Annotated in this window: 23 protein-coding genes and 1 tRNA gene; 13 read left to right on the top strand and 11 right to left on the bottom strand. The window is 65.8% G+C overall.

The features are described 5' to 3' along the window. The first annotated feature begins 94 nt into the window (after window positions 1-94). Both GC146_RS01860 and GC146_RS01855 read left to right on the top strand, forming a co-directional pair. Window positions 95-1,879 (top strand): ABC transporter ATP-binding protein, encoded by a 1,785-nt coding sequence (locus tag GC146_RS01860; RefSeq protein WP_291833571.1) that lies wholly within the window; start codon window positions 95-97, stop codon window positions 1,877-1,879. Between the two features lie 45 nt (window positions 1,880-1,924). Continuing rightward, complete coding sequence (locus GC146_RS01855; RefSeq protein WP_291833570.1) at window positions 1,925-2,659, top strand: folate-binding protein; 735 nt, start codon at window positions 1,925-1,927, stop codon at window positions 2,657-2,659. Here GC146_RS01855 and GC146_RS01850 read toward each other — a convergent pair. Together GC146_RS01850 and efp are read right to left on the bottom strand one after the other, a co-directional pair. Continuing rightward, a complete protein-coding gene (locus GC146_RS01850; RefSeq protein WP_291833568.1) occupies window positions 2,656-3,492 on the bottom strand; it encodes an inositol monophosphatase in 837 nt (278 codons plus the stop codon). The two genes, GC146_RS01855 and GC146_RS01850, sit on opposite strands and share 4 nt — an antisense overlap. 6 nt (window positions 3,493-3,498) lie before the next feature. Next, complete coding sequence (gene efp, locus GC146_RS01845) at window positions 3,499-4,062, bottom strand: elongation factor P (protein ID WP_291833566.1); 564 nt, start codon at window positions 4,060-4,062, stop codon at window positions 3,499-3,501. A gap of 225 nt (window positions 4,063-4,287) precedes the next feature. Between efp and GC146_RS01840 the strand changes: the two genes are divergently transcribed. Both GC146_RS01840 and GC146_RS01835 read left to right on the top strand, forming a co-directional pair. Beyond that, a complete protein-coding gene (locus GC146_RS01840; RefSeq protein ID WP_291833563.1) occupies window positions 4,288-4,611 on the top strand; it encodes a DUF6280 family protein in 324 nt (107 codons plus the stop codon). A gap of 116 nt (window positions 4,612-4,727) precedes the next feature. Beyond that, window positions 4,728-6,179: a cobyric acid synthase gene (locus tag GC146_RS01835; protein WP_291833560.1), complete on the top strand. Its 1,452-nt coding sequence runs from the start codon at window positions 4,728-4,730 to the stop codon at window positions 6,177-6,179. A 9-nt stretch (window positions 6,180-6,188) separates the two neighbouring features. Here GC146_RS01835 and GC146_RS01830 read toward each other — a convergent pair whose 3' ends face one another. From GC146_RS01830 to GC146_RS01820, 3 genes are all read right to left on the bottom strand, one after another. Beyond that, window positions 6,189-7,151 carry a hypothetical protein gene (locus GC146_RS01830; RefSeq protein WP_291833557.1) on the bottom strand — a complete coding sequence of 321 codons (963 nt, stop codon included), beginning with the start codon at window positions 7,149-7,151 and terminating at the stop codon, window positions 6,189-6,191. A 111-nt stretch (window positions 7,152-7,262) separates the two neighbouring features. Continuing rightward, on the bottom strand, window positions 7,263-8,621 hold the full coding sequence (locus GC146_RS01825) for a TolC family outer membrane protein (protein ID WP_363240895.1): 1,359 nt from the start codon (window positions 8,619-8,621) through the stop codon (window positions 7,263-7,265). Window positions 8,622-8,672: 51 nt separating this feature from the next. Continuing rightward, complete coding sequence (locus GC146_RS01820; protein WP_291833552.1) at window positions 8,673-9,326, bottom strand: protein-L-isoaspartate O-methyltransferase; 654 nt, start codon at window positions 9,324-9,326, stop codon at window positions 8,673-8,675. Window positions 9,327-9,550: 224 nt separating this feature from the next. Here GC146_RS01820 and GC146_RS01815 point away from each other — a divergent pair. The 6 genes from GC146_RS01815 to GC146_RS01790 all read left to right on the top strand — a co-directional run bounded on the left by GC146_RS01815 (window position 9,551) and on the right by GC146_RS01790 (window position 14,499). Continuing rightward, window positions 9,551-9,624: transfer RNA gene (locus tag GC146_RS01815), tRNA-Cys, on the top strand. Window positions 9,625-9,840: 216 nt separating this feature from the next. After that, a complete protein-coding gene (gene phnC, locus GC146_RS01810; protein WP_291833549.1) occupies window positions 9,841-10,662 on the top strand; it encodes a phosphonate ABC transporter ATP-binding protein in 822 nt (273 codons plus the stop codon). 57 nt (window positions 10,663-10,719) lie between these two features. Continuing rightward, entirely contained in the window at window positions 10,720-11,628 is a 909-nt protein-coding gene (gene phnD, locus GC146_RS01805) for a phosphonate ABC transporter substrate-binding protein (protein ID WP_291835700.1), read from the top strand. 63 nt (window positions 11,629-11,691) lie between these two features. Beyond that, the gene (gene phnE, locus GC146_RS01800; protein ID WP_291833546.1) at window positions 11,692-12,564 is read left to right on the top strand and encodes a phosphonate ABC transporter, permease protein PhnE; all 873 of its coding nucleotides are present in this window, start codon (window positions 11,692-11,694) and stop codon (window positions 12,562-12,564) included. After that, window positions 12,561-13,889, top strand: coding sequence for a phosphonate ABC transporter, permease protein PhnE (gene phnE, locus GC146_RS01795; protein WP_291833544.1), 1,329 nt, complete (start codon window positions 12,561-12,563; stop codon window positions 13,887-13,889). The genes phnE (GC146_RS01800) and phnE (GC146_RS01795) overlap by 4 nt, the downstream gene beginning before the upstream one ends. Window position 13,890: 1 nt before the next feature. Further along, window positions 13,891-14,499 carry a chloramphenicol acetyltransferase gene (locus GC146_RS01790; protein WP_291833542.1) on the top strand — a complete coding sequence of 203 codons (609 nt, stop codon included), beginning with the start codon at window positions 13,891-13,893 and terminating at the stop codon, window positions 14,497-14,499. Here the strand turns inward: GC146_RS01790 and GC146_RS01785 are convergent, their stop codons facing one another. Next, complete coding sequence (locus GC146_RS01785; protein ID WP_291833539.1) at window positions 14,500-15,669, bottom strand: alpha-D-ribose 1-methylphosphonate 5-triphosphate diphosphatase; 1,170 nt, start codon at window positions 15,667-15,669, stop codon at window positions 14,500-14,502. It lies immediately after the preceding gene. Window positions 15,670-15,908: 239 nt separating this feature from the next. Between GC146_RS01785 and GC146_RS01780 the strand changes: the two genes are divergently transcribed. Genes GC146_RS01780 through GC146_RS01770 form a run of 3 tightly spaced genes read left to right on the top strand, consistent with a single transcriptional unit; the run spans window position 15,909 to window position 19,082 of the window. After that, on the top strand, window positions 15,909-17,168 hold the full coding sequence (locus GC146_RS01780; RefSeq protein WP_291833537.1) for an efflux RND transporter periplasmic adaptor subunit: 1,260 nt from the start codon (window positions 15,909-15,911) through the stop codon (window positions 17,166-17,168). Continuing rightward, window positions 17,165-17,872, top strand: coding sequence for an ABC transporter ATP-binding protein (locus GC146_RS01775; protein WP_291833534.1), 708 nt, complete (start codon window positions 17,165-17,167; stop codon window positions 17,870-17,872). Before GC146_RS01780 ends, GC146_RS01775 begins: the two co-directional genes overlap by 4 nt. A 1-nt stretch (window position 17,873) precedes the next feature. After that, window positions 17,874-19,082: an ABC transporter permease gene (locus tag GC146_RS01770; RefSeq protein ID WP_291833531.1), complete on the top strand. Its 1,209-nt coding sequence runs from the start codon at window positions 17,874-17,876 to the stop codon at window positions 19,080-19,082. A 50-nt stretch (window positions 19,083-19,132) separates the two neighbouring features. Here the strand turns inward: GC146_RS01770 and GC146_RS01765 are convergent, their stop codons facing one another. The 5 genes from GC146_RS01765 to GC146_RS01745 are packed head-to-tail and all read right to left on the bottom strand — an operon-like array spanning window position 19,133 to window position 24,964. Next, window positions 19,133-20,524, bottom strand: a complete 1,392-nt coding sequence (locus GC146_RS01765; protein WP_291833528.1) for a glutamine synthetase family protein — start codon at window positions 20,522-20,524, stop codon at window positions 19,133-19,135. 12 nt (window positions 20,525-20,536) lie between these two features. Beyond that, window positions 20,537-21,916: an aspartate aminotransferase family protein gene (locus GC146_RS01760; RefSeq protein ID WP_291833525.1), complete on the bottom strand. Its 1,380-nt coding sequence runs from the start codon at window positions 21,914-21,916 to the stop codon at window positions 20,537-20,539. Between the two features lie 8 nt (window positions 21,917-21,924). Then, the gene (locus GC146_RS01755) at window positions 21,925-23,265 is read right to left on the bottom strand and encodes a glutamine synthetase family protein (protein WP_291833522.1); all 1,341 of its coding nucleotides are present in this window, start codon (window positions 23,263-23,265) and stop codon (window positions 21,925-21,927) included. Continuing rightward, the gene (locus GC146_RS01750) at window positions 23,262-24,077 is read right to left on the bottom strand and encodes an ABC transporter permease subunit (RefSeq protein WP_291833518.1); all 816 of its coding nucleotides are present in this window, start codon (window positions 24,075-24,077) and stop codon (window positions 23,262-23,264) included. The genes GC146_RS01755 and GC146_RS01750 overlap by 4 nt, the downstream gene beginning before the upstream one ends. Next, entirely contained in the window at window positions 24,074-24,964 is an 891-nt protein-coding gene (locus tag GC146_RS01745; protein WP_291835697.1) for an ABC transporter permease subunit, read from the bottom strand. Before GC146_RS01745 ends, GC146_RS01750 begins: the two co-directional genes overlap by 4 nt. Window positions 24,965-24,981: the final 17 nt, after the last annotated feature.

The following is a 24,981-nucleotide window of genomic DNA, read 5'->3' as shown; positions in this document are numbered from 1 at the left end:
TCAATCGGCGACGCGGCCGAACTTGCCCTTGCGGGGCGTTTCCGACTAGAGGGGGCAAGATAGGGCACAGCCTGCCCCTGCCCGAAAGCGAGAGATGAGCGATCCCGATACCGTCACGACAGGCCCCGCGCCCGACCTGAGCGGGCGTTCCCTGTTCGCTTGGCTGTGGCGACGCTACCTGTCGCGGCGGCTGGGCTGGCTGGCCGTGGCGGTGCTGTTCATGATGCTGGAGGGGTCCACCCTTGGCGTGCTGAGCTACATCATGCAGCCGATGTTCGACCGCATCTTCATCGCGGGCGATCAAAGCGCGATCTGGCTGGTCGGTTTCGCGATCATGGCCATCTTCTTTACCCGCGCCTTCAGTTCGGTCGGCCAGAAGGTGGTGATGACCCGCGTCAATGAAACGACGGCGGCCGCCATCCGCACCGACCTGTTGCGCCACCTGATGCGGCTGGATGGCGGGTTCCACCAGACCCACCCGCCCGGCACGCTGATCGAGCGGGTGCAGGGCGACGTCAATGCAATCGGCGGCGTCTGGACCGGCATCGTCACCGGGTTCGCCCGCGACGGCGTCGCGGTCGTCTGGCTGTTCGGCGTGGCGATGTGGATCGACTGGCGCTGGACGCTGATCGCGCTGCTGGGCATTCCGATCCTTGTCCTGCCCTCTTTGGCGGCCCAAGGGTTCGTGCGGCGCAAGGCGCGTGCCTCGCGCGAGATCGCGGCAAAGATGTCGACGCGGCTGGACGAGGTGTTCCACGGCATCGCCGCGATCAAGCTGAACGCGCTGGAGGACTACCAGGCGAAACGCTACGCCGCGCTGATCGGCGCGCGGATCGACGCCGAGGTGAAAACCTCGTTCGGGCAGGCCGCCATTCCCGGCCTGATCGATATCATGACCGGCATCGGGTTTCTGGGCGTGCTGTTCTACGGCGGCTCCGAGATCATCGCCGGACAGAAGACGGTGGGCCAGTTCATGGCCTTCTTCACGGCGATGGCGCTGGCGTTCGAGCCGCTTCGGCGGCTGGGCAACGTCAGCGGCCTCTTCCAGGCGGCGACGGCAAGTATCGCGCGGGTGCATGACCTTTTCGCGCAGGTGCCGCGCCTGACCTCGCCCGCCGCGCCCAGGCCCGCGCCGAAGGGCGCGCCCGAGATCCGGCTGGACGGGGTGGAACTGGCCTATGCGGACCTGCCGGTCCTGCGCGGCCTGACCTTTACCGCCGAGGCGGGCAAGACGACCGCGCTGGTCGGCGCCTCGGGCGCGGGCAAGAGCAGCGTCTTCAACGTGCTGACGCGGCTGGTCGATCCGCAGGCGGGCCGGGTGACACTGGGCGACGTGGCGACAACCGAGATGACGCTGGCCGATCTGCGGGGCCTCTTCTCGGTCGTTACACAGGATGCCGCGCTTTTCGACGAGACACTGCGCGACAATATCGAACTCGACCGCGGCCTGACCGCACCCGACCGGCTGGAGACGGTGCTGCGCGCCGCCCACGTGGCCGATTTCCTCGACCAATTGCCGCAGGGCCTCGACAGCCCGGCCGGCCCGCGCGGATCGAACCTGTCGGGCGGGCAGCGCCAGCGCATCGCCATCGCGCGGGCGCTCTTGCGCGATACGCCAGTCCTGCTGCTGGACGAGGCGACCAGCGCGCTCGACACGAAATCCGAAGCCATCGTGCAGGCGGCGCTGGAACGGCTCAGCGAGGGGCGCACGACACTGGTGATCGCGCACCGCCTGTCCACGGTGCGGGCCGCGGACAAGATCGTGGTGATGGATCGCGGCCGCGTGGTGGACGAGGGCACGCATGACACGCTGCTGGCACGTGGCGGGCTCTACGCCGACCTCTACCGCCTGCAATTCGCCGAGGGCGCACAGGGCTGACGCGGGCCGCGCGGCACCCTATATCTGCCGCGAAGGAGGCCCCCCATGTCCAACCGCACCGTTCTGGCCGTCACCGGCGCCGACCGCGAAGATTTCCTGCAAGGGCTGGTCAGCAATGACGTGACCCGCGCGCGGGGTGGCATCGTTTATGCCGCGCTGCTGACGCCGCAGGGCAAATACCTGGCCGATTTCTTTCTCATCGGGCAGCCCGAGCGCATCCTGATCGACGTGGCCACGCCGCTGGCGGCTGGGCTGGCGCAACGGCTGGGCATGTACAAGCTGCGCGCCGACGTGCAAATCGCGCCGACGGGCCTGATCGTGTCGCGCGGCATCGGCCCCGCGCCCGACGGCGCCCTGCCCGACCCGCGCGATCCCGCCCTGGGTTGGCGCGCCTATGGCGAGGCGGATGTCAGCGACGCGACCGACTGGGACGCGCTGCGCGTGGCACACCTGATCCCCGAAAGCGGAGTCGAACTGACGCCCGAAACCTACATCCTCGAGGCCGGGTTTGAACGGTTGCACGGGGTGGATTTCCGCAAGGGCTGTTACGTCGGGCAGGAAGTGACCGCGCGGATGAAACACAAGACCGAGCTGAAGAAGGGCCTTGTGCGGGTGCAGATCACCGGTGCCGCAGAACCGGGAACCGAGATTGTCGCGGGTGAAAAGCCGGCTGGTACGCTGTTCACGCGGGCGGGCGACGCCGCCATCGCCTACCTGCGTTTCGACCGGGCGACATCGCCCATGCGCGCCGGGGATGCGACGGTGACCGCCGAGATCTAGGCGAGGAAATCGAGCCGCTGGGCGATCTCGCGCCAGACGGTTTCGGAACTGGCACTCAGCAGGATGCCTGTCTCGCGCGCCGTGTCGTAGGGCGCGCCATCAAGGAACCGCGCCACCCCGCCCGCGCCCTGCACCGCCAGCACGCCCGCGGCATGGTCCCACGGATGCGGCGTCGGGCCGCTGAGGCAGAACTCGGCATGGCCCTGCGCCAGCATCCGGTATTCGTGGCAGGAGCAGCGCAAGCTGTGCACGCGACGCACATCGGCCAGCGCGGTGGCCAGTGCCATGCGGTGATCGGCATTGAAAAGGCCGGTCGGCACGTAGCCCGTCATCCGCTCGGGCAGCGTTTCGGCGGAGGTAGTGAGCGGCACCCGCGACCCGTCGGCGGTGACGAACCATGTTGCGCCCGGCCCGGCCTCGACCCAGTCATCCATCACCGGGTCATAGAGCATCCCGAACTGGGGCTGCCCGCCCTCGGCCACGGCGAGGATCACGCCGAAAACGGCAAGGCCCTTGGCGAAGTTCCACGTTCCGTCGACCGGATCGACGATCACGACCCTTGCAGCGGATGCAAGGCTGGGGCGCAACGCGGGGTCGGCGGCCACGGCCTCTTCGCCCACCACGAGCAGGCCCGGCAGGGCCGCGCCAATGTCATGGGCGATGCGCGCCTCGGCGGCGATGTCGGCCACTGTGACAAGGTCTGACGGGTCGCCCTTGGAGCGGACGTCGCCGGCGGCCAGCGTGCGAAAGCGCGGCATGATCTCGGCTCGCGCCGCGTCGCGCACCGCGGCGATCATGATCGCGCGGTCGGACAGGCTCGGCGGCGCGGACATGTCTGCTCAGGCCCGTTCGACGTATTGGAACAGCTCGGTATTGACGACGATCTTCTCGTCCGTGCCGACGAAGGGCGGGATCATCACCCGCACTCCGTTGTCGAGGATCGCGGGCTTGAAGCTGTTGGCGGCGGTCTGACCCTTCACCACCGGCTCGGTCTCGACCACGGTGCAGATCACCTTGGGCGGGATCGTGAGGTTCAGCGCCTCATCGCCGTAATACTGGACCTGCACCATCATGCCGTCCTGCAGGAACGGGCGGCGGTCCCCCAGCAAATCGACCGACAGCGCAATCTGCTCGAACGTCTCGCTGTCCATGAAGGTCAGCATGCCGTCGGATTCGAAAAGGAACTGCTGATCCTTGCGGTCGAGTTGGACGCTATCGACCTTGTCGACCGACCGGAACCGCTCGTTGAGCTTGCGGCCGTCGCGCAGGTTCTTCAACTCGACCTGCGCAAAGGCGCCGCCCTTCCCGGGTTTGACATGGTCGCACTTCACGGCCGCCCACAGGCCACCGTCATAGTCCAGCACGTCGCCGGGCCGAATTTCGTTACCGTTGATCTTGGCCATGGTGCGCCTTTGTCAAGTTTGTGGCGAAAGGTTGATGCTTCGTTAGCGTCGCCTATATCTGGGAGGGTGGGCGCCGGCAAGACGACTAGATTTGGCTTTGCCCGCGTGACAGTTATGCGTCAGACGCATGACTGCCATGTAAAATCAGCGTCCCCGAATCAGCCGCAAGACGGCATAAGGGCCTCCACCGACGGGTTACAAGACCAAAAAGAAGAAGGACGTATCATGAAGGATTTCGTTGACGGCACCGCCTACAACAACGAGCAAGGCAACCGCGCGCGCAAACTGTTTGCCGCAGTGGTGTTGGCCGCGTTGGACGATGCCATTGCGGATGACAAGAAGTACGGTAACGGCCCCGAACAGATCGCCCGCTGGGCGCGGTCGCGTGACGGCCGCGAGGTTTTGTCCTGCGCCGGCATCGACCCCAATGAGCGTGTCGTGCAGGGCCTGATGGAATTTGTCGGCAAGGGTGTGCGCACCTCGGTCGCGTTGTCGCGCGAAGAGAGCGAACGTCGCCACGCTGCCGAACTGGAAAGCCAGGCGGCCTGACACTACCGTCCTTGTCTATCTCTTGACGCGGCCCCATCGTGGGCCGCGTTTTTCATTTGCACCTGCCGCACCCAGCCTCCTATCACGCGCTGGGAACAATCGACGGGACATCAGGCATGGCACGGGCGATCATGGTGCAGGGCGCAGGCTCGAATGTGGGCAAGTCGCTGCTGGTCGCAGGCCTTGCACGCGCTTGTCTGAAGCGCGGGCTGCGCGTTGCTCCGTTCAAGCCGCAGAACATGTCCAACAATGCCGCGGTCACAATCGACGGGGGCGAGATCGGGCGTGCGCAGGCGCTACAGGCGCGGGCCGCCGGCCTTGATCCGGTGATCGACATGAACCCTGTCCTGCTAAAGCCCGAAACCGACATCGGCGCACAGGTGATCGTGCAGGGTCATCGGCACGGCACGCTGAAGGCCCGCGACTATGGCACGATGAAGGCCACCTTGCTGCCGGCGGTGCTGGAAAGCTTTCACAGGCTGGCCGTGACGCAAGACCTGATCATTGTCGAAGGTGCTGGCAGCCCGGCCGAGGTGAATCTGCGTGCGGGCGACATTGCCAATATGGGCTTTGCCACCGCCGCCGGCGTGCCCGTGGTGCTGGTCGGCGATATCGACCGCGGCGGGGTGATTGCGCAGCTTGTCGGCACCCATGCTGTGCTGCCTGACCAGGACCGCGCGATGATCCGTGGCTTTGCCATCAACAAGTTCCGCGGTGATCCCACCCTGTTCACCGAAGGGATGGAGATTATCGCCGCGAGGACCGGCTGGCAGGGACTGGGCATAGTGCCGTGGTTCGCGGATGCATGGCGCCTGCCAGCCGAGGATGTGATGGATGTGGCCAGCCGCCCCGGTGGGCCGCTGAAGATCGCCGTCCCGCGCCTCAACCGCATTGCCAATTTCGACGACCTCGATCCGCTTTCGGCTGAACCAGGCGTCAGTGTCGAGATCATCGAGGCCGGCCGTCCCCTGCCCGGCGACGCCACGGTGGTACTGATCCCGGGTTCGAAATCCACGATCGCGGACCTTGCGCATTTCCGTGCGCAGGGCTGGGACGTGGACCTTGCCGCGCATCTGCGGCGCGGCGGCCATGTGCTGGGCATTTGCGGCGGCTTCCAGATGCTGGGCCAATGGATCGATGACCCTGACGGGATCGAAGGGCCGCCCAGCCGGGTGGCCGGGCTGGGCCATCTGGACGTGACTACGGTGATGGGCCCTCACAAGCGGCTGGCGCTGAGCAACGCCACCTACCTGCCCACCGGCAGCCCCGTCAGCGGCTACGAGATTCACCTTGGCCAAACAGAGGGGCCAGACCGGGCACGTCCGTGGCTGAAGATCGACGGGCGTGACGAAGGCGCGGCCAGTGCCGACGGCCGGGTTCGCGGCTGTTATCTGCACGGGTTGTTTGCCGCCGATACTTTCCGCGCCGACATCCTGCAGGACTGGGGTGGCCAAAGCGGCCTTGCCGACTATGGAACCGGGGTGGAGACTGTGCTGGATGCGCTGGCCGCCCATGTCGAGGCGCATCTCGACCTTGACGCCCTTCTTGCGATGGCCGCACCGGTGTAGGGCTACGGCTCAGCTTCCGCGGGAATCGAGGAAACGAGCGATCTCGCGCCGCACAAGCTTGCGGATGTTGCTGCTCAGCCGATCGCCCAGTTCGCCCTGCAATTCCTGCCGCAACACGTCGGCAATCAGGCCCCGCAGCGACTCCTCGTCAAGAGTGGCGACATCGCCAAGATAGGCATCCGGATTCTCGTCGAGATTGGCGATTTCCGCGTCATGAACCGGGTCTTCGGCCAGTTCGTCATAGCGCGCGGCCTCAGCCTCTTCCGCTTCAATATCCAGCGCATCACCGGCGGCTGGGGATGCTTCATTCCCGTCCAACCCGGCGGGTTCTTCGACCGCCGCGTCTTCGTATTCGGCCTGATCCTGTACGGTGGCCTCATCGCTGCTTGCATCGGCCGTGTCGTCCTCGGCGGCCGGTTCTGGTTCTGCGTCTTGGGCACCAGCGTCATCCTCGGCGGTGTCCTCAAGCGTGGCGGGTTCGACGATCTCGGCATCCTCGGCGTAATCGAGCAGAGACATCCCCGCCATCGAATCGAACGAGAACGTCTGCTCGACCTCGCTGCCGTCGGGTTCCCATTCGTCGGGCTGGCGGGTGACAGCGGCCTCCAGCTCGCCGATGATGGCCTCCAGACGCGAACGGTCGGTGGCGAAATAATCGCGGCTGGAGTCGAGCATTTCGGGCGTCGTTGCCGCATGATCGGAAACGGTGTCGTGCACCAGGTCGTCATGCGATGCATGGTCGGCGATGTCATCGCGCGTGGTGTCGTCTTGCGAGTTGACAGGCGCCTCTTCCGCCGGTCGCGGGGTGGCAGCCGCGCCGCGCGGCTTTGTTTGCGGCGGGGACACGCGCAATGCCGGCGTCAGAACAAGGCGCTCAGGCGCCGGAGGCTGTTCGGGCTCCGGTTTCGGTGCCGTTTCAGCCACGATGTCGGACAATCCCTGACGCAAAAGCTTGCGCACCGAGATCAGCACGTCCTCGATATCGACCTTGCCTGCCGTTTCGGCCATTGGTTCTACTTTCGACGCCTCGGAACAAGTGTAGCCGCAGACGGACCGTCCGACAACCGAAACGCAGGGTTTGAACTATTGCTGGCCGATCGCCTTGAGCACCCGGTCAAGCGCCTGCCCTTGCGGCGAGATTCGCACCGGCGACCCCTTCACCAGGTTGTAGTAGGCGTCGGGGTCATAGGACTGAACCGGCAGGTGCAGGTGTTCGGCCGTCAGGAGGCCCATCGAGGCCAGAACCGAATAGCTTGCAGCCACCTGATTGGCGCGCGAGGTGATCACGCTGGCCTGCGCGTCCAACTTGGTCTGTTCGGCATTCAGCACATCAAGCGTGGTGCGCGAACCCAGCCGCGCCTCTTCCCGTACGCCGTCGAACGCGGTTTGAGCGGCATCGACGCGCTGCTGGCTGGCCTGCAGGCTGGCGGACGCGACGCTGAGATTGGCATAGGCATTGCCCACCTGCTGGACGATGCCATTGGTCGTGACATGCAGACCGGCACGCGCGGCATCACGGTTGGCCATCAGCTGGCGCACCTTGCTGTCCAACAGACCGCCTTGGTAAATCGGGCCCGACAGCGTCAGGCTGAGACTGTCGGTATTCTGGCCCAGATCGTTGCGTTGAACGCTGGCCGAAAGGCCAAGGCTGGGCTTCATCGCAGCCTGCGCCCGGCTGATCGACAGTTCGGCCGCGCGGATCGAATGTTGCGCGGCCAGAATCTGCGGATGGTTCTGCGCGGCAAAGGCCTTTGCCTGATCAACGCTGGAGGTGACGGGCGCCATCGGTGCTGGCTGAAGGTTGCCCGGTGCCCGGCCCACGGCGGCGGTAAACGCCTCGATCGCCATCTGCAACTGGCCCTGCGCGGCGGCCAGCTGGCTGCGCGAAGCGGCAAGACCGGCCTGGGCCTGGGCAACGTCGGTGCGGGTCACCTCACCCACGTCGAACTGGTCCTGCGTGGCGCGCAATTCCTGCGTCAGAACGCGCACGTTGTTCTGTTGCAGCGCAACCGATTCGCGGCTCTGGGTGACGTTGACATAGGCCTGCACCGCCGCCAGCAACACCTGCTGCTCGACATTCAGCAGACCCTGCCGCGTGGACAGAACAGATTCCTTCTGCGCTTCGATGGCGAAGTTGTTGGCACCGTTGTCATAAAGCGTCAGCTGTGCCGACACGCCCAGAACGCCTGTCAGCGCCTGATCGCCGCCCAAGCGGTCGACATAGCTCTTGGTGGCCGAAAGCGACCAGTTGATGATCGGCATCAACGCTGCATTGGCCTGCGCCACGCCTTCGTCTGCGGCACGCAGCAGCGCACGGTTCTGGTCCAGCAGGCCGCTGTGATCATAAGCATAGGTCAGGGCGTCGGCCAAGGTCTCGGCCCGCGCGGCGGCACCTGACACGAGGCCCGCGGTCAAGGCCGCGATGGCCAGGGCTGCGTTCATCTTCATCTTCTTTTTCCCTCGTTCATCGTGGTGCCGCGGCGACGCCGGGCCTCACAAGGCGAATGTAATGTGCCGCTCGAACCCGGCAACCACCGGGGCCGCGGCATTGAAAACATGGCGCCACGTCAGCACCCCGTCGATCTTGTAGCCGACCCGCGCCGCGCCCAGGGCCCCTTCGGCGAAAAGGCAGCAGATCCGTCCGCCTTCCTTGAGCTGTTCGACAAGTGCCGGCGGAATGGTCTCGGCCGCGCCTTCCAGCACGATCACGTCATAGGGGGCCGATTTCGCCACGCCCTCGGCCAGCGGCCCGGTCATCACGGCGGCATTGTCCACGCCTTGTTCCGACAGAAGGCCCTGCGCCTCGTCCGCGCGGGCCGCGTCGTCTTCCAGCGCGACGACGAATTCGGCCAGACGCGCAATCACCGCGGTCGAATATCCAAGCCCGCAGCCCAGATCGAGGACCACCTCGTCGGGCTGGATGTCGAGCGCGTCGAGCATCTTGGCAAATGTCCGCGGCTCTAGCAGCACGCGGTTGCCGTCAAGTGGCAGGTTCTCGCCCACATATGCGGCCTCGCGCAGGTTCTCTGGCACGTAGACCTCGCGGGGGACCTCAAGCATGGCATCGATGATCGGAAACTTGGTCACATCGGAGGGCCGCACCTGGGCATCCACCATCTGCATCCGGCGAGTTGTGAAATCGACCACGGGCAGCACTCTTCTCTGGTAGGGGACGGTAATGGGTCGCGCCGAGTGATTGCATATCGTCCGAAGGCAGGCAACGCCCCAACGGCTTTTTTGCAGCCGGGTGTGGCCCTGCTTCGCCAACTTCTTGAGTGATCGGCCCAGTCCCGCCACCGTGCTCTGCCTGAGGCAGTCCGCCTAATCCGCTTGACCCGCCCTACCGCAGAACCTAATGAGACACCGGCCTTGGCGAGTTGGCGGAGAGGTTACGCAGCGGATTGCAAATCCGTGTAGACCGGTTCGATTCCGGTACTCGCCTCCAAGGCCCCTTTCGGAATGTTCCAGCCCTGTCCGGCCGCCTTTCCCGGCGCCCACGCCGGAAGCATGTGCGCCCGTTTCACAGGCAGTTGACGGGCAGCAGGCAGGGGGGACTTCTGCCTTGGGCCGCAAGCCGGCCGCCGTTACATTAACTTCGCAAAACCGTCACCTCTTCGACTCCGGCGCGCCCTAGGCGTCGGCCAAGACGAGGGGACACTACATGCTGCAGATCACCGCGCTGACCAAGACCTTCGGCGGCAATACCGCCGTCGAAAAGGCCACGCTAAGCGTCGACAAACCGACGATGATCGGCGTCATCGGGCGCTCGGGCGCGGGCAAGTCCACGCTGTTGCGGATGATCAACCGCCTGACCAATGCCAGTTCGGGCAGTATCACCTTCGAGGGCACCGAGATCACCCAGCTCACCGGCGCCGCTATGCGCCAGTGGCAATCGCAATGCGCGATGATCTTCCAGCAGTTCAACCTGGTTCCGCGGATGGACGTGGTGTCGAACGTACTGCACGGCACCCTCAACCGCCGTTCGGCCCTGACGACGCTGTTCAACATCTATCCCGACGCCGACATCCACCGTGCCATCGAAATCCTCGACCGGCTGGGCATCGCCGAACATGCGCCCAAGCGGGCCGAGGCGCTGTCGGGCGGCCAGCAGCAGCGGGTGGCGATCGCGCGGGCGCTGATGCAGGACCCCAAGGTGATCCTGGCCGACGAACCCATCGCCAGCCTCGACCCGATGAACGCCCAGATCGTGATGGACGCGCTGCGCCGCATCCATGACGAGGACGGGCGGATGGTGATCTGCAACCTTCACACGCTCGACACCGCGCGGCGCTATTGCGACCGGGTGATCGGCATGCGCGCCGGCAAGATCGTCTTCGACGGCACGCCCGCACAACTGACCACCGCGATGGCGCGCGAGATCTACGGCGCGGGGGCGGATTTCTCGGAAGACGCGACATCGACCCAGATCGACACGCTCGACCGTGCCCGCGCGGCCTCGCGCGCGGTCCGCGCCCCCGCCTGACCCCTTTACCCCACCCCGGCATTCCGCCGGACCAACCCAACCGGAGACCTGACGATGATGAAATCCCTGATCGCGGCCGCGCTGGCCACGACCGCCCTGGCCACCGGCGCCCTGGCGCAGAACGCCGCCCCCATCACCGAATTCCGCATCGGCATCCTCGGCGGCGAGAATGCCAGCGACCGCATGAACAACAACGAATGCCTGCGCAAGTACATCGAGGACGCACTGGGCGTGCCCACCAAGATCTTCGCGCCCGCCGACTATAACGGCGTGATGCAGGGCCTGATGGGCGGCACGATCGACTTTGCCGGCCTCGGCGCGTCGTCCTATGCCGGTGTCTACGTGCAGGACCCGACCGCGGTGACCCCGGTTCTGACCACCGCCAACCCCGACGGCTCGTACGTCTATTATTCCATCGGTTTCGCCCGCAAGGACCACAACATCACCTCGATGGCCGACATGCAGGGCAAGGTGCTGGGCTTCGGCGACCCGAACTCGACCTCGGGCTACCTGATCCCGTCGGTGGAACTGCCGTCGCAAGGCTATTCGGTGACGCCGGGTGAATACTTCAAGGATGTCGTCTTCACCGGCGGCCACGAGCAGACCATCGTCGCGGTCAACAATGGTGACATTGACGGCGGCGTGACCTGGGCCGACGGGCAGGGCAACTGGGAAGACGGCTTCAACAACGGCGCGCTGCGCAAGGCCGTGGACGCGGGCCTGATCGACATGAACGATCTCGTGGAGATCTGGCGGTCCAAGCCAATCCCGAACGGCCCCTTCGTGGTGCGCAACGCGCTGCCCGATGACGTGAAGGCCAAGGTCATCGCGGTCATGGAAAACCTCAAGGCCAACGACCCCGACTGCGCCTACGGCGTGGCCGGCGGCGACAATGGCGGCTTCGTCAAGATCGACCCGTCCTACTACGACTCGATCATCGCCGTGCGTCGCGCGAAGTCGAACTGATCCTTCCTGCCTTGCGGGCCCCGGAGAGTCCCGGGGCCCGCTTTCCATTGCATCGGACCCACCATGACAGACATGCCGGCGCCGCCCCTTTCCGGGCCAGACGCGATCCGTGACAGCTATCTGGCGCAGGTCAGGCGCAAGCGGCTTTATTCCGGGCTGGCACTTCTGCTGTTCGTGGCGTTGATGGCCTCGGGCTTTGTCATCACCGACGACCGCAACGCCGGCAGCTTCTGGTCCGGACTGCACAACATCTTCGATTTTCCCTCGGCCGTCATTTCCGAGGCCTGGGCCAAGCGCGACCAGCTGCCGGGCCACATCGTTCACTACTTTCCCTCGCTGATCGAGACGATCAACATCGCCGCCGTCTCGACCCTTGTCGGCGGGCTGATCGCGCTGGTGCTGTCGCTGCTGGCAACACGGGGGCTGGCGCGCTGGCCCCGCCTGATGCCGGTCTTCCGTCGCACCATGGACATCATGCGCGCGGTGCCCGAGATCGTGATCGCGCTGGTGCTGATTTACATGATGGGCGGCGGACCGGTCCCGGCGGTGGTGGCCATCGCCTTTCACACCGGCGGGGCGCTGGGCAAGCTGTTCTCCGAGGTCAACGAGAATGCCAGCCTGAAACCCGTCGAAGGGCTGGAATCGGTCGGTGCGTCGTGGTTCCAGCGGATGTGGCTGGGGGTGATCCCGCAGGTCGCGCCCAACTATCTCAGCTACGCGCTGCTGCGCTTCGAGATCAACATCCGCGCCTCGGCCATCCTGGGCTTCGTGGGTGCGGGCGGCATCGGCTACGAGCTGAAGAACACCATGTCCTGGGGCATGGGCAAGTTCGACGAGGCCGCGGCCATCTTCATCCTGCTCTTCGGCGCGATCGTCGTCTTCGACCAGCTTTCCAGCCACTACCGCAACCGCCTGACCGCAGGAGCGCGCACATGACCACGATGATCGCCGGACCGGACCTGACGCGGCGCGTCGAGGGCATGTTCCGCCGCAAGCGGATGGTCGCCATCGCGGTGCCGTTGGTGATCCTCGCCTATTTCGTCTACATCTTCTTCGCCTTCGACATCGCGGGACTGGGCCAGCGGCTGCGGATGGACAATGCCCTGACGCTGATCCGCGACAGCTACAGCTACAAGACCGTGGTGACGCGCAACAACCGCTCGGGCGCCACGGATGTCGCCATCGAGGGCAGCCGCCGGGGCACCTATCCGGCCGACGCGCCGCCCGACTGGGTCAAACCCGGTGCGGACAGCACCGTCATCGACATGGGCAAGGGTGAGGTCATCACCCTCTTGCCCGACAACAAGGTGACCTTCGAGATCCCGTCCTATGGCACGATTACCGCGCAACTGGTCGGCGGCCATGTGACAAGCGACCTCAAAGAGCCGTTGCCAGACTGGATCAGCGCCTCGTCCACGCGGCTGGCGATCACCACCGATACCGGGCGGCTGACGCTGACAAGGTCCAAGACAGAGGTGTTCCGCTACTTCTTCGGCTGGGAGATGTTCTGGTTCACCGTCGACAGCCCCTATTTCGGACATTCGCTGATCAGCCTGCTGACCGGCCCGCAGGTGGACCCGGCGCGCAGCAATCTGCAGGGCATGTGGCAGGATTTCTGGCACAACCCGATCTGGCGCCACGCCGATACGGCATGGGCACTGTCCGAGACGTTGATGATGGCCTTCCTCGGCACCTGCGGCGCGGCCTTGGTGGCGCTGCCGGTCGCCTTTATCGCCGCGCGCAACTTCACGCCGTCGATGACCGCCCGTTTCGGCGTCCGCCGTGTGCTGGATTTCCTGCGCGGGGTGGATGCGTTGATCTGGACCATCGTTTTGGCCCGCGCCTTTGGCCCCGGGCCGATGACCGGCGCGCTGGCGATCCTCGTGACCGACACCGGCACTTTCGGCAAGATCTTCTCCGAGGCGCTGGAAAACGTCGATGACAAACAGATCGAGGGGATCCGGGCGACCGGCGCGAAACCGGTGCAGCGTTACCGCTTCGGCGTGATCCCGCAGATCACCCCGGTGCTGCTCAGCCAGCTTCTCTACTTCCTCGAATCCAACACCCGCAGCGCCACCATCATCGGCGCGATCACCGGCGGCGGCATCGGCCTGTTGCTGACGCAGGCGATGCAGACGCAGAAGGATTGGGAACAGGTCACCTTTTACATCGTGCTGATCATCCTGATGGTCATGCTGATGGACTGGATCTCGGGCAAGTTGCGCGACCGGCTGATCCGCGGCGGGGCCGGGGGCCACTGACATGCTGGACGCGCACGCGCCGCGGGTGCATCCCGATTGCGAGCTGACGGATGTGACGCTGGGCCGCTTCACGGAGGTCGGGCGCGGCAGCCGCATCGCCCATGCCAGCCTTGGCGACTATTCCTATTGCGACCGCTACGTCGACATCGCCAATGCCGAGATTGGCAAGTTCGCCAATATCGCCAGTTTCGTACGGATCGGCGCGACCGATCACCCGATGGACCGCGCCAGCCTGCACCATTTCATGTATCGCTCGGCCAGCTATTGGGCCGATGCCGCCGACGATGCCGACTGGTTCGCGCATCGCCGGTCGCGGCTGGCCCGGATCGGGCATGATACCTGGATCGGTCACGGCGCGATGATCAAGCCCGAGGTCAGCGTGGGCGACGGCGCCATCGTCGGCGCGGGCGCGGTGGTGACGCGCGATGTCGCGCCCTACACAATCGTCGCGGGCAACCCCGCGCACAAGCTGCGCGATCGCCAGCCGCCCGAGATTGCTGCCCGCTTGGTGGCGTTGGCATGGTGGGACTGGGACCATGACCGGCTGCGCGCGGCTCTGCCGGATTTCAGGGCACTGGACGCCGCGGCATTCCTGAGCCGCTACGCCTGATCACTCCGCCGCCAACCGCAGACCCGCACCCGCCCCCATGAACCGTGCCGCAGCTTCGCCCGACAGGTGGCTGACACGGCCGCCCGCGATGGTGGCCTCGATCGCGCGGGTCGCGCGGTCGATCACCACGAGGTCGGCCCGCAGGCCGGGTGCGATGCGGCCCCGGTCGGCCAGCCCCATGATCTGCGCCGGTGCAGCCGAGATCAGCCGCCAGGCCGCCGCCAGGTCCATCACGCCCATGTCGGCAAGGCGAAAGGCCGCCAGCGCCAGCGCAGGGTAGTGATAGTCCGAAACCAGCGCATCGCACTTGCCCGCGCGGATCAGACCCACGGCGGCAATCTTGCCCGCCTGTGACCCGCCGCGCACAACGTTGGGCGCGCCCATCAGCACCGGGTCGCCGCTGGCGCAGGCGACCGAGGCGGCCTGATGCGCGGTGGGAAATTCGCAGATCCGCGCGCCCAGCATCGCGAAGGTCTCGCGCGTCTCACCATCGGGATCGTCATGGCTGCCATAGCGCACGCCCAGCACGTCGAACCCATCTGCCAGCCGGCACAGCGTGCGCGGCACCTCGCGGGCGCGCGCCTTGGCCTCTGTCACGATGGCCAACAGTTCGGCCGCCGACTTGCCGCTCTTGCCCGCCCAGCCGGCCATCGCCGCGGGGTCCGTCTCGGACATCTCGATGGCTTCGTCGAGGTGGTTGTTGAAAATGACATAGTCGATGCCGAAACGGCGCACCGCGGCCAGAAGCCGGTCAGCGCTGTCATGCGCATGAGTCTCGAACCGGATTTGCACACGCAGGTCGGTTGCCAGCCGCCCTCGGCAGGCGGCATGCGCCTCCAGCAGCGCCTCGGCAAAATCGGGCCCGCGCATCCCCCCCTCCCAAGACCAGCTTTGCGCGATCCACGCGGTAGTAACACCATTGACGGCCGCGTCACGGTCGGTTGCGGCAAGCCCCGAGATGATCGGAAACGGCGCGCTGGGGCGTGGCGCGATGTGCCGTTCAAACGCATCGCCGTGCAAGTCGACTATGCCCGGCAGCACGTCGTATCCGTCAAGGTCGATGGCCGGGAAACTGCCCTCGACAATGTGGCCCTCCGCCAGCGAAACGGGTGCTTCGACAAGCCCGTTTTCGTTCAGGACGCGGGCGCCGGTGAGGGTCAGGGCGGGCATGTGCGCAGGCATTTTCGGGCGGTCCAACTGGGTGCAAATGGGCTCGTATCGTGCCGGTGTAGCAAGGATATGACAGTTATCCACATGGTTGCGCAAAATGCCGGGCGCGCCGACTGGTGTGGGGCGCCCAAGGGCCCCATCTATCACAGGCAACCCGGGACCACGCCGGTTGACATGGATCATTCAGCGGTGGGCGCGGCAGGGCTAGCAAGGCCAAAAGCAAGCGAAAGGTGGACTGGGTGGAACCGGCCAGAACCGAAATTGAAAGCGTTCTCGCCTCTGCGCGGGGCCATGGCCGGCGGCGCCGGCTGATCTGGCTGGCACTGGTTCTGGTGCTGGCCGCGGGGGGTGCGTGGCTGTGGTTGCAGCGGGGCAGCGGCGATGCCGCCTCGGCCTATGTCTCGCAACCTGTCGAGACGGGCGATCTGACCGTCACTGTCACCGCCACCGGCACGGTGCAGCCGACCAACCTTGTCGATATCTCGTCCGAACTGTCGGGCACGGTGCGCTCGGTCGAGGTGACCGACAATGCCGTGGTGACGGTGGGGCAGGTGCTGGCGCGGCTGGATACCGACAAGCTGCAGGCGACGCTGGCCAGCAGCCAGGCCAATCTTGACGCCGCCGTCGCCAACGTGGCCGAGGCCGATGCCAACGTCGCCCAGGTCACCGCGCAGTTCGAGCGCGCCAAGCAGCTGCTGGAGCGCAACATCAGCACTGTCGAGGCGTTCCAGGCCGCGCAGGCCGCACAGGCCAAGGCGCTGGCCGCGGCGCAGGTGGCGCGTGCGCAGGTCAACGTCGCCCGCGCCAACCTTGCCATCGACCAGACCAACCTGAGCAAGGCAACCATCACTTCGCCCATCGCGGGCACGGTGCTGACCCACACCGCCGAGGTGGGGCAGATCGTGGCCTCTTCGTTGCAGGCGCCGGTGCTGTTCACCATCGCCGAGGACCTGTCGAAGATGGAGCTGAACGTCGATATCGACGAGGCCGACGTGGGACAGGTCAAGGTGGGTCAGCCCGCCGCGTTCCGGGTCGAGGCCTATCCCGGCCGCAGCTTTCCCGCCAAGATCGCCAAGGTGCTGTTCTCGCCCCAGACGGTGGACGGGGTGGTGACCTACGAGGCGACGCTGAGCATCGACAACACCGACCTGTCGCTGCGCCCCGGCATGACCGCGACGGCCGAGATCACGGTAGACCACGTCAAGGACGCGCTCTTGGTGCCCAATGCCGCGCTGCGCTTTGCCCCGCCGGTAACCGAAACGGGCAGCGGATCGGGTGGCGGGCTCTTGGGGCTGCTGGTGCCGCGCCGGCCCGCGCAGACGCCCGGCATCCCCACGCCGGCCGCCGCCGATGGCAGCGTCACGATCTGGCTTCTGAAAGACGGTAAGCCCGCGCCGGTCAAGGTGATCCCCGGCGCGACCGACGGCACACGGACCGCCGTCACCGGCGAGGGCCTTGCGCCGGGGGACGCGGTGATCACCGACATGGCCAGCCCATGAGTGCCGACGCGCCGCTGATCGCGCTGGAGCGGATCACCAAGACCTACGGCATGGGCGACGCGATGGTGCGGGCGCTCGACGGTGTCGACCTGACCATCGCCGCGGGCGATTTCGTGGCGATCATGGGCCCCAGCGGCAGCGGCAAGTCGACCACGATGAACATCCTTGGCTGCCTCGATACGCCGACCAGCGGCCACTACCGGTTCAAGGGGGTGGATGTCAGCGGCCTCAACCGCGACCAGCGGGCCCTGCTGCGGCGTCACTACATCGGCTTCGTGTTCCAGGGCTACAACCTGCTGCCGCGCACCAGCGCGCTGGAAAACGTCGAAATGCCCCTGCTTTACAAGGGCATGGCCCATGACGAACGACGGGCGCTGGCGCTGGATGCGCTTGACAAGGTCGGTCTGGCCGACCGCGCGGGCCACGACCCGTCGGAACTGTCGGGCGGCCAGCAGCAGCGCGTGGCGATCGCGCGCGCCATCGTCGGGCGGCCGGCCGTCATCATGGCCGACGAGCCCACCGGCAACCTCGATACCGCGCGCAGCCACGAGATCATGGAGCTTCTGACCCGGTTCAACACCGAGGACGGCATCACCATCGTCATGGTCACGCACGAACCCGACGTGGCCGTTTTTGCCCATCGTCAAATCCATTTCCTTGATGGCCGCATCGCCCGCGACGGCGCGACGGTCGAGGCGGTGTGACATGCTGTGGCAGACGGTCAGGCTGGCGGTTCAGGCGATCTTCCGCAACGCGCTGCGGTCCATCCTGACGGTGCTGGGCGTGGTTATCGGCGTGGCGGCCGTGATCGCGATGGTGACGGTCGGGCAAGGCTCGACCGAGCAGGTGACATCGGACGTGGCGAAACTGGGCACCAACCTGCTGATGGTGCGGCCCGGACAGGCTCAGCAGGGCCCGCAGCCCGGCAACCCCGCCTCGGCCTTCAACCTGCGCGATGTCGAGGCGATTGCCACGCAACTGGCCTCTGTCCGTGCCGCGGCCCCGGCCGATACCCGCACGATGACGGTGATCCTTGGAGACCAGAACCATGCCACGCAGGTCGTCGGCACCGACAGCGCCTACCTGACGGCGCGCGACATCCCGGTGGTGCTGGGCCGGTCCTTTTACGAAAGCGAGCTGCGGTCGGGCGCGGCGGTCTGCCTGCTGGGCCAGACGGTGCGCAAGGAGCTGTTCGGCAGCGGCGATCCGCTGGGCCAGAGCTTTCGGATCAAGTCAATCTCGTGCCGGGTCATCGGGGTGATGGCCGAACAGGGTGTCTCGACCTTCGGCACCGACCAGGACGATTTCGTGCTGATCCCCATCCGCACCTTCCAGCGCCGCATCGCCGGCAATGCTGACGTGACGATGATCTACGTCTCCGTGCGCGACGGGGTGGATACCGGCGTGGCGAAATCGCAGATCGAAAGCCTGCTGCGCGAACGCCGCCACATCGGTCCGGGCGAAGAGGACGATTTCAACGTCTTCGACATGAAACAGGTGGCAACCATTCTGACCGGCATCACCGCGGTGCTGACCGGCCTCCTGTCGGCCGTGGCGGCGGTCAGCCTGCTGGTGGGGGGCATCGGCATCATGAACATCATGCTGGTCAGCGTCACCGAGCGCACGCGCGAGATCGGCATTCGCCTCGCCATTGGCGCGCAGGAGGGCCAGGTGCTGCTCCAGTTTCTTGTCGAGGCGATCGTGCTGTCGCTGCTGGGCGGGCTGCTGGGCATCCTGCTGGGCCTTGGCCTTGCCGCCATCGCCGCCGCGTTGATGAAGATCCCGTTTTCACCCAACCCGTTGGTGATCCTGCTTGCCTTCGGCTTTTCCGCCGCGGTGGGCGTTGTCTTCGGATATTTTCCCGCGCGCCGGGCTGCGCGGCTCGACCCGATCGAGGCCCTGAGGCATCAGTAATTCTGCCCGAAGAGCCGCATGGATCATCTGACTGTCATGAAAACTGACAATCAGACCGTATGCAGGTAGAGGTCAAAATCGACATCGGCGACCGTCCGCGCCACGCGGGCATACTCAGCAGCTTTCACAGCAGTGAAGGTTCGGTGCATGTCCGCCCCCAGCGCGTCCTTGAGAAAGGCCGATTGCGTGGCGGCAACGATGGCGCTGCGCCAGTCGGGCGGAATCGCCGGGCCGTCCTGCGCCTCGGCATAGGCGTTGCCGGTGGTCTCGGGGCCGGGGTCGATCCGCCGAGACAGGCCGTGGCGGATACCCGCCAGCACCGTCGCGCCGACAAGATAGGGGCTGGCATCCACTCCCGCCGGGCGATGTTCGATCCGCCGCGCGGCCCTGTCCCCCGCCGGGATGCGCAGCGCGACGGACCGGTTGTTGACGCCCCATGATGGCGAGACCGGCGCGTAGCTTTGGCTGGCAAAGCGCCGCCAGCTGTTGGCATGGGGCGCAAAGACCAGCATGGATTCGCCCATCGTGGCCTTCAGTCCGCCCACCGCGTGCAGCAGGGTCGGGTTCCACGTGCCTTCCGTCTCTTCCACGAAAACGTTGCGCCCGTCGCGGTTCTGCATCGAGACATGGAAATGCATGCCCGATCCGGTCTGATCGGCCATCGGTTTGGCCATGAAGCACGCCGTCACCCCATGCGCGCGGGCCTGCGCGCGGACGATGCGTTTCAGCCGCGCGAGGTCGTCGGCGGCCTGCATCACGTCCCGGCGGTAATGCAGCGTCAGCTCGTACTGCCCCGGTGCATATTCGGAAATCATCGTCTCGGCGGTGATCCCGGCCTGCTCGGCCCCGGCATAGATGTCGGAGAACAGTGGCAGCATGCCGTGCAGCTGGTCGACCGAATAGACCTCGGTCTTGAGGCTTTGGCGCCCGTCAAGCACGTCGGCGGCGGGCTGCACCTTGCCGTCGGGGCCGCGGTCATTCGCCAGCAGGTAGAACTCCAGCTCGAACGCGCCCGCGGGGATCAGGCCATCGGCCGCCAGCGCATCGACCTGCCGTTGCAGCGCGTGGCGCGGGTCCGATCCGAAGGGCGCGCCGTCCAGCGTGTACATCGCCATCAGCACCTCGGCCCGCGGCGGATGGGTGCCTTGCAGCGGCACCAGCGTGCCGGGGATGGGCCAGGCACGCAAATCGCCGTCGCCCTGATCCCAGATCAGCCCTGTCTCGTGCACATCCTCGCCGCAGATGTCGAGGCCAAGGATGGAAATCGGCAGGTGCCGCCCGCCGGTGTAGAAGCCCATCAACTCGTGCCGGCGGATGATCTTGCCGCGCCCGATGCCGTTGCAATCGTGCAGGACGATGTCGATCGCCTCGATCTCGGGGTGGGCGTCGAGGAAATCACGGGCCTCGGCAGGATCGGAACCCGAGGGGCTGGGGGCGGTCATGGCAATGGTCTTTCAGGCGAAAAGGCGGGTCAGTGTAGCATCGAAAGCGGCGATCAGGCGGTCGATCTGCGCCTCAGAGGTGACGGGCGAGACCAGCATCATGTTGTGGAAGGGCGCGATCAGGCAGCCCTGGTTCAAAAGGTCGGCATGGATCGCGGCCTCCAGCGCGGGCTGGTGGGCATGGGCCGCCTCGGCACCGTTCTTCAGCGGGCCGGGGGCGCAGATGAACTCTACCCGCGCGCCGACGCGCACGACGTGCCAGGGCGCGCCGTGGCGGGCGATGGCGGCGGCCAGCCCAGCCTCCAGCCGCGCGGCGCCGGCCTCCATGTGGGCATAGTTTTCTGGCGTCATCACCTCGGACAGCGTGGCGACAAGGCAGGCGAATTGCAGCGGATTGGCCGACAGCGTGGTGCCCATGCCGGAATGTCCGGCGGGCCGCCGGGCGTTCACCTCGGCCAGCCTTGCGGCCACGGCGGGCCGCAGGCCCCAGACGGCTGTGGGCAGGCCGCCGGCCACGCATTTGCCGACGACGAAGATATCCGGGTTCAGCCCGTGCACGGCGCTATAGCCGCCAAGGCCGCTGGAAATGGTATGCGTCTCGTCGATCATCAAGAGCGCGCCGTAGCGCGTGGCCAGCGCACGCAGCCCGTCGTGAAAGCCGGGATCGGGCAGGACCATGCAGGAATTGGTCATCACCGGCTCGGTCAGGATCGCCGCGATCTCACCCGTTTTCAGCGCCGCCTCGACCGCGGCAAGATCGTTGAACTCGCAGCAGGTGGCGGTCAGGTCAAGGTCGGCGACCTGTCCCAGAAGGCCGGGGCGCGCCACGGTCCGGCCGTCCTGCAGCGTCACCATCGCCTCGTCCACGGTGCCATGATAGCAGCCGTTGAAGACCAGCACCTTGGGCCGCCCGGTGACGGCGCGGGCCACGCGCAAGGCAAAACGATTGGCATCTGTCGCGGTCGTGGCGACCTGCCAGCGGAAATCGCCGAACCGTTCGTTCAGCAGTCGGCCCGCCTCCAGCGCAGCGGGCGTCGGCAACATGTAGGTCAGCCCCTGCCCCGCCTGCGCGGCAATCGCACGGGCGACCGGCGCGGGCGAATGCCCGAACATCGAGCCGGTATCGCCAAGGCAGAAATCATCGAGCGTGTTGCCGTCGATATCTTCCAGCATGCTGCCCTCGGCGCGGGCGACCAGCATCGGAAATGGCTGCGGCCAGTCCTTCATCCAGTGCAGCGGCACGCCGTCCAGCCAAGCGGCCGCGCCGGCGGTCAAAGCAGCGTTTGTGCGCGGACGGCGCGCGGCATAGGCCATCGCGGCGTCTGACGCCATCGCGGCGATCCGCCCGGGCGCAACCCCGGCGACCAGCGACGTGGGCATGTCCTGCGCCATCTGCCGCCTCAGAGCCTGCTGAGGTAATAACGGTATTCTGTCGATGAGATCACGGTGGTCAGCTGCGCGATCTCGTCGCGTTTCACCGCAACCAGAACGTCGTGATATTCCTTGCCGAAAAGATCGACGGCAAGCTTCGACTTCTCGAAAAAATCGACGGCGGTGATCCAGTCATGCGTCAGCGGCGCGACGCCGCCATCCTCGACCTCTTCCAAGGGCGGCGGCAGCGGCAGGTCATTGTGCAAGCCATGCCAGACCCCACCAAGGATGCCCGCCAGAACCAGGTAAGGGTTGGCATCAGCGCCCGCGATACGGTGTTCCAGCCGCGCGCCCATCCCCGTCGTCTCGGGGATGCGGATCGAGGCGCCGCGATGATCTGTGCCCCAGTCGGGATAACAGGGGGCAAAGCTGCCCGGCTGAAAGCGGCGATAGGAATTGAGATGCGGCGCGAAGAGCAACTGGAACTCGCGCATGGAATCCAGCACGCCCGCCACAGCCTTTTTCAGCAGCGGGTGCACGCCATCTTCCGAGGCGAAGATGTTGCGCCCTTCGGAATCGAGCAGCGAGACATGCACATGCATGCCGTTGCCCGGCTGGTCGGCATAGGGTTTGGCCATGAACGTGGCCTCAAGCCCGTGGCCATTGACCACCCCGATCACCAGGCGGCGGAACAGCATCGCGGTATCGGCGGCGGCCAGCACGTCGTCGGTATGGTGAAAGTTGATCTCGAACTGGCCGGGGCCATATTCGGCGATCAGCGCATCGGTGGGCAGGCCCTGCGCCTTGGCCGTCTCGATGATCTCGACAAGAATGTTTTCCGACTGCGCCAGCGCGTCGAGGTCGTAATTCTGGGTGTCAGGCAGGCCATCGGGCGGCTCTGGCGGGTCGGTATCGGCCTCGCGCTTTTTCAGCAGGTAGAATTCCAGCTCTGTCGCCACCACGGGTTTGAGGCCCTCGGCGGCGAACCGGTCAAGGATGTTGCTCAGGTGCTGACGCGGGGACAGGAAACTCACCTCGTCCTCGGCATCCACCATCTCGACCAGCACCTGCGCCACGATGCCGTTGTTCCATGGCGCCGGCTTGAACGTGCCCGGAATTGGCACGAGAAAACCGTCCGGGTCGCCCTTAGGCGAGCCCAGCCCGCTCGCCTCAACCTCGGACCCCAGAATGTTGGGCGCGTAGGTCGACTCGGGCAGGCGCATGTCGCCCTTCAGCAACTTGTCGATCTCGTCGCCCGGAAGCCACTTGCCGCGCAGCACCGCGTTGAGGTCGCACAGCATCATCTCGATACGGTCGGGCACACCGAATTCGGCGCAGAACGCGTCGTACTCGGCCTTGGTCGTCGTCATGCTTGTTGGGCCTTCTGCTCGTCACGCATCCGTTGGACGGCGTTCCGCTTGGACAGGATCGATGTCGTGATCACGCCCACGGTCACGATCGAGATCATGATGGTCGAAAGCGCGTTGATCTCGGGGTTCACGCCCAGGCGGACGGCACTCCAGATCTTGATCGGCAGGGTGGTCGACGACGGTCCTGTTGTAAACGACGCAATCACGAGATCGTCAAGAGACAGGGTGAAGGCGAGAAGCCAGCCAGAGATCACGGCGGGCGCGATAATTGGCAAGGTCACGCTTCGAAAGGCGTCCCAGGGTGAACATCCAAGGTCCAGTGCCGCCTCTTCCAGAGAGCGGTCAAAACTGACGAGGCGCGCAGAAACCACGACCGACACGTAACACATCGCAAAGGTGGTATGGGCCAGCACCACGGTCGTGATGCCCCGGTCCAGCCCAACCGCGATGAAGAGCAACAGCAGCGACAGGCCGGTGATGACGTCCGGCATCACCAGCGGCGCATAGATCATGCCCGAAAACAGCGTTCGCCCGGTGAACCGGCCCGCGCGCACCATCACATAGGCCGCCATGGTTCCCAGGATCGTCGCCAAAGTCGACGCCGCAAGGGCGACACGCAACGTCACCCAGGCTGCGTCGAGAAACGCCTGATCATGAAACAGCTCGCCGTACCACTTGACCGAGAAGCCGCCCCAGACCGTCACCAGCTTGGATGCGTTGAAGCTGTAGATGACGAGGATCACCATCGGAAAGTAGAGAAAGAGAAAGCCCAGCGTCAGAGAGGTTGCGTTGAACCACGAAAACCGCCTCATTGCTCTGCCTCCTGCTGGCGCTGCTGGTTGCGCTGGAACAGGATGATCGGGACGACAAGGATCAGCAGCAGGACGACTGCGACGGCGCTGGCCACCGGCCAGTCACGGTTCGACGAAAACTCTTCCCACAACACCTTGCCGATCATCAGCGTGCCAGAGCCGCCCAGCAACGAGGGGATGACGTATTCGCCCAGTGCCGGAATGAAGACAAGGAAACACCCGGCCACCACGCCGGGCCGCGACAGCGGCACCGTGATCAGCCAGAACGCCTTGATCTGCGTGCAGCCGAGGTCTTGCGCAGATTCGGTCAGCGAGACGTCAAGCTTGTCCAGCGCGGCATAGATCGGCAGGATCATAAATGGCAGGTACCCGTAGACGATACCGATAAAGACCGCCCAGTTGGTGTTCAGGATCGTCAGTGGCTCGTGAATGATGCCCAGCCATTCCAGCGTGCTGTTGACGAAGCCCTCGCGCCCGAGGATGCCCATCCACGCATAGATCCGGATCAGGAAACTGGTCCAGAACGGCAAGATCACCAGCATCATCAGCGTCGGCCGCCATTCGTCCGGCGCGCTGGCCATGCCGTAGGCGATGGGGTAGCCCACCAGCAGCGTGATGGCCGTGGCGACCGTCGCAATCTCCAGGCTGGAGACATAGGCGCGCCAGTAAAGGTCATCCGTCGTCAGGAACTGGAAGTTGGAAAAGCTGAGCTGGCTGAAGAACTTCACCAGTCCATCCCAGCCTTGGGTGATATCCAGCGTTGGCGTGTAGGGCGGGATCGCCAGCGCCACCTGGCTGAGCGAGATCTTCATCACGATGAAGAACGGCACCAGGAAGAACAGCAGCATCCACAGGTAGGGGACGAGGATCAAGAAGGTGCGGCGCAGCTGCATGAACCCGCCTC

Source organism: Limimaricola sp. (genome assembly GCF_016125575.1).
Taxonomy (GTDB): Bacteria; Pseudomonadota; Alphaproteobacteria; order Rhodobacterales; family Rhodobacteraceae; genus WGLM01.
This window is presented reverse-complemented; position numbering and strand designations above follow the sequence as displayed.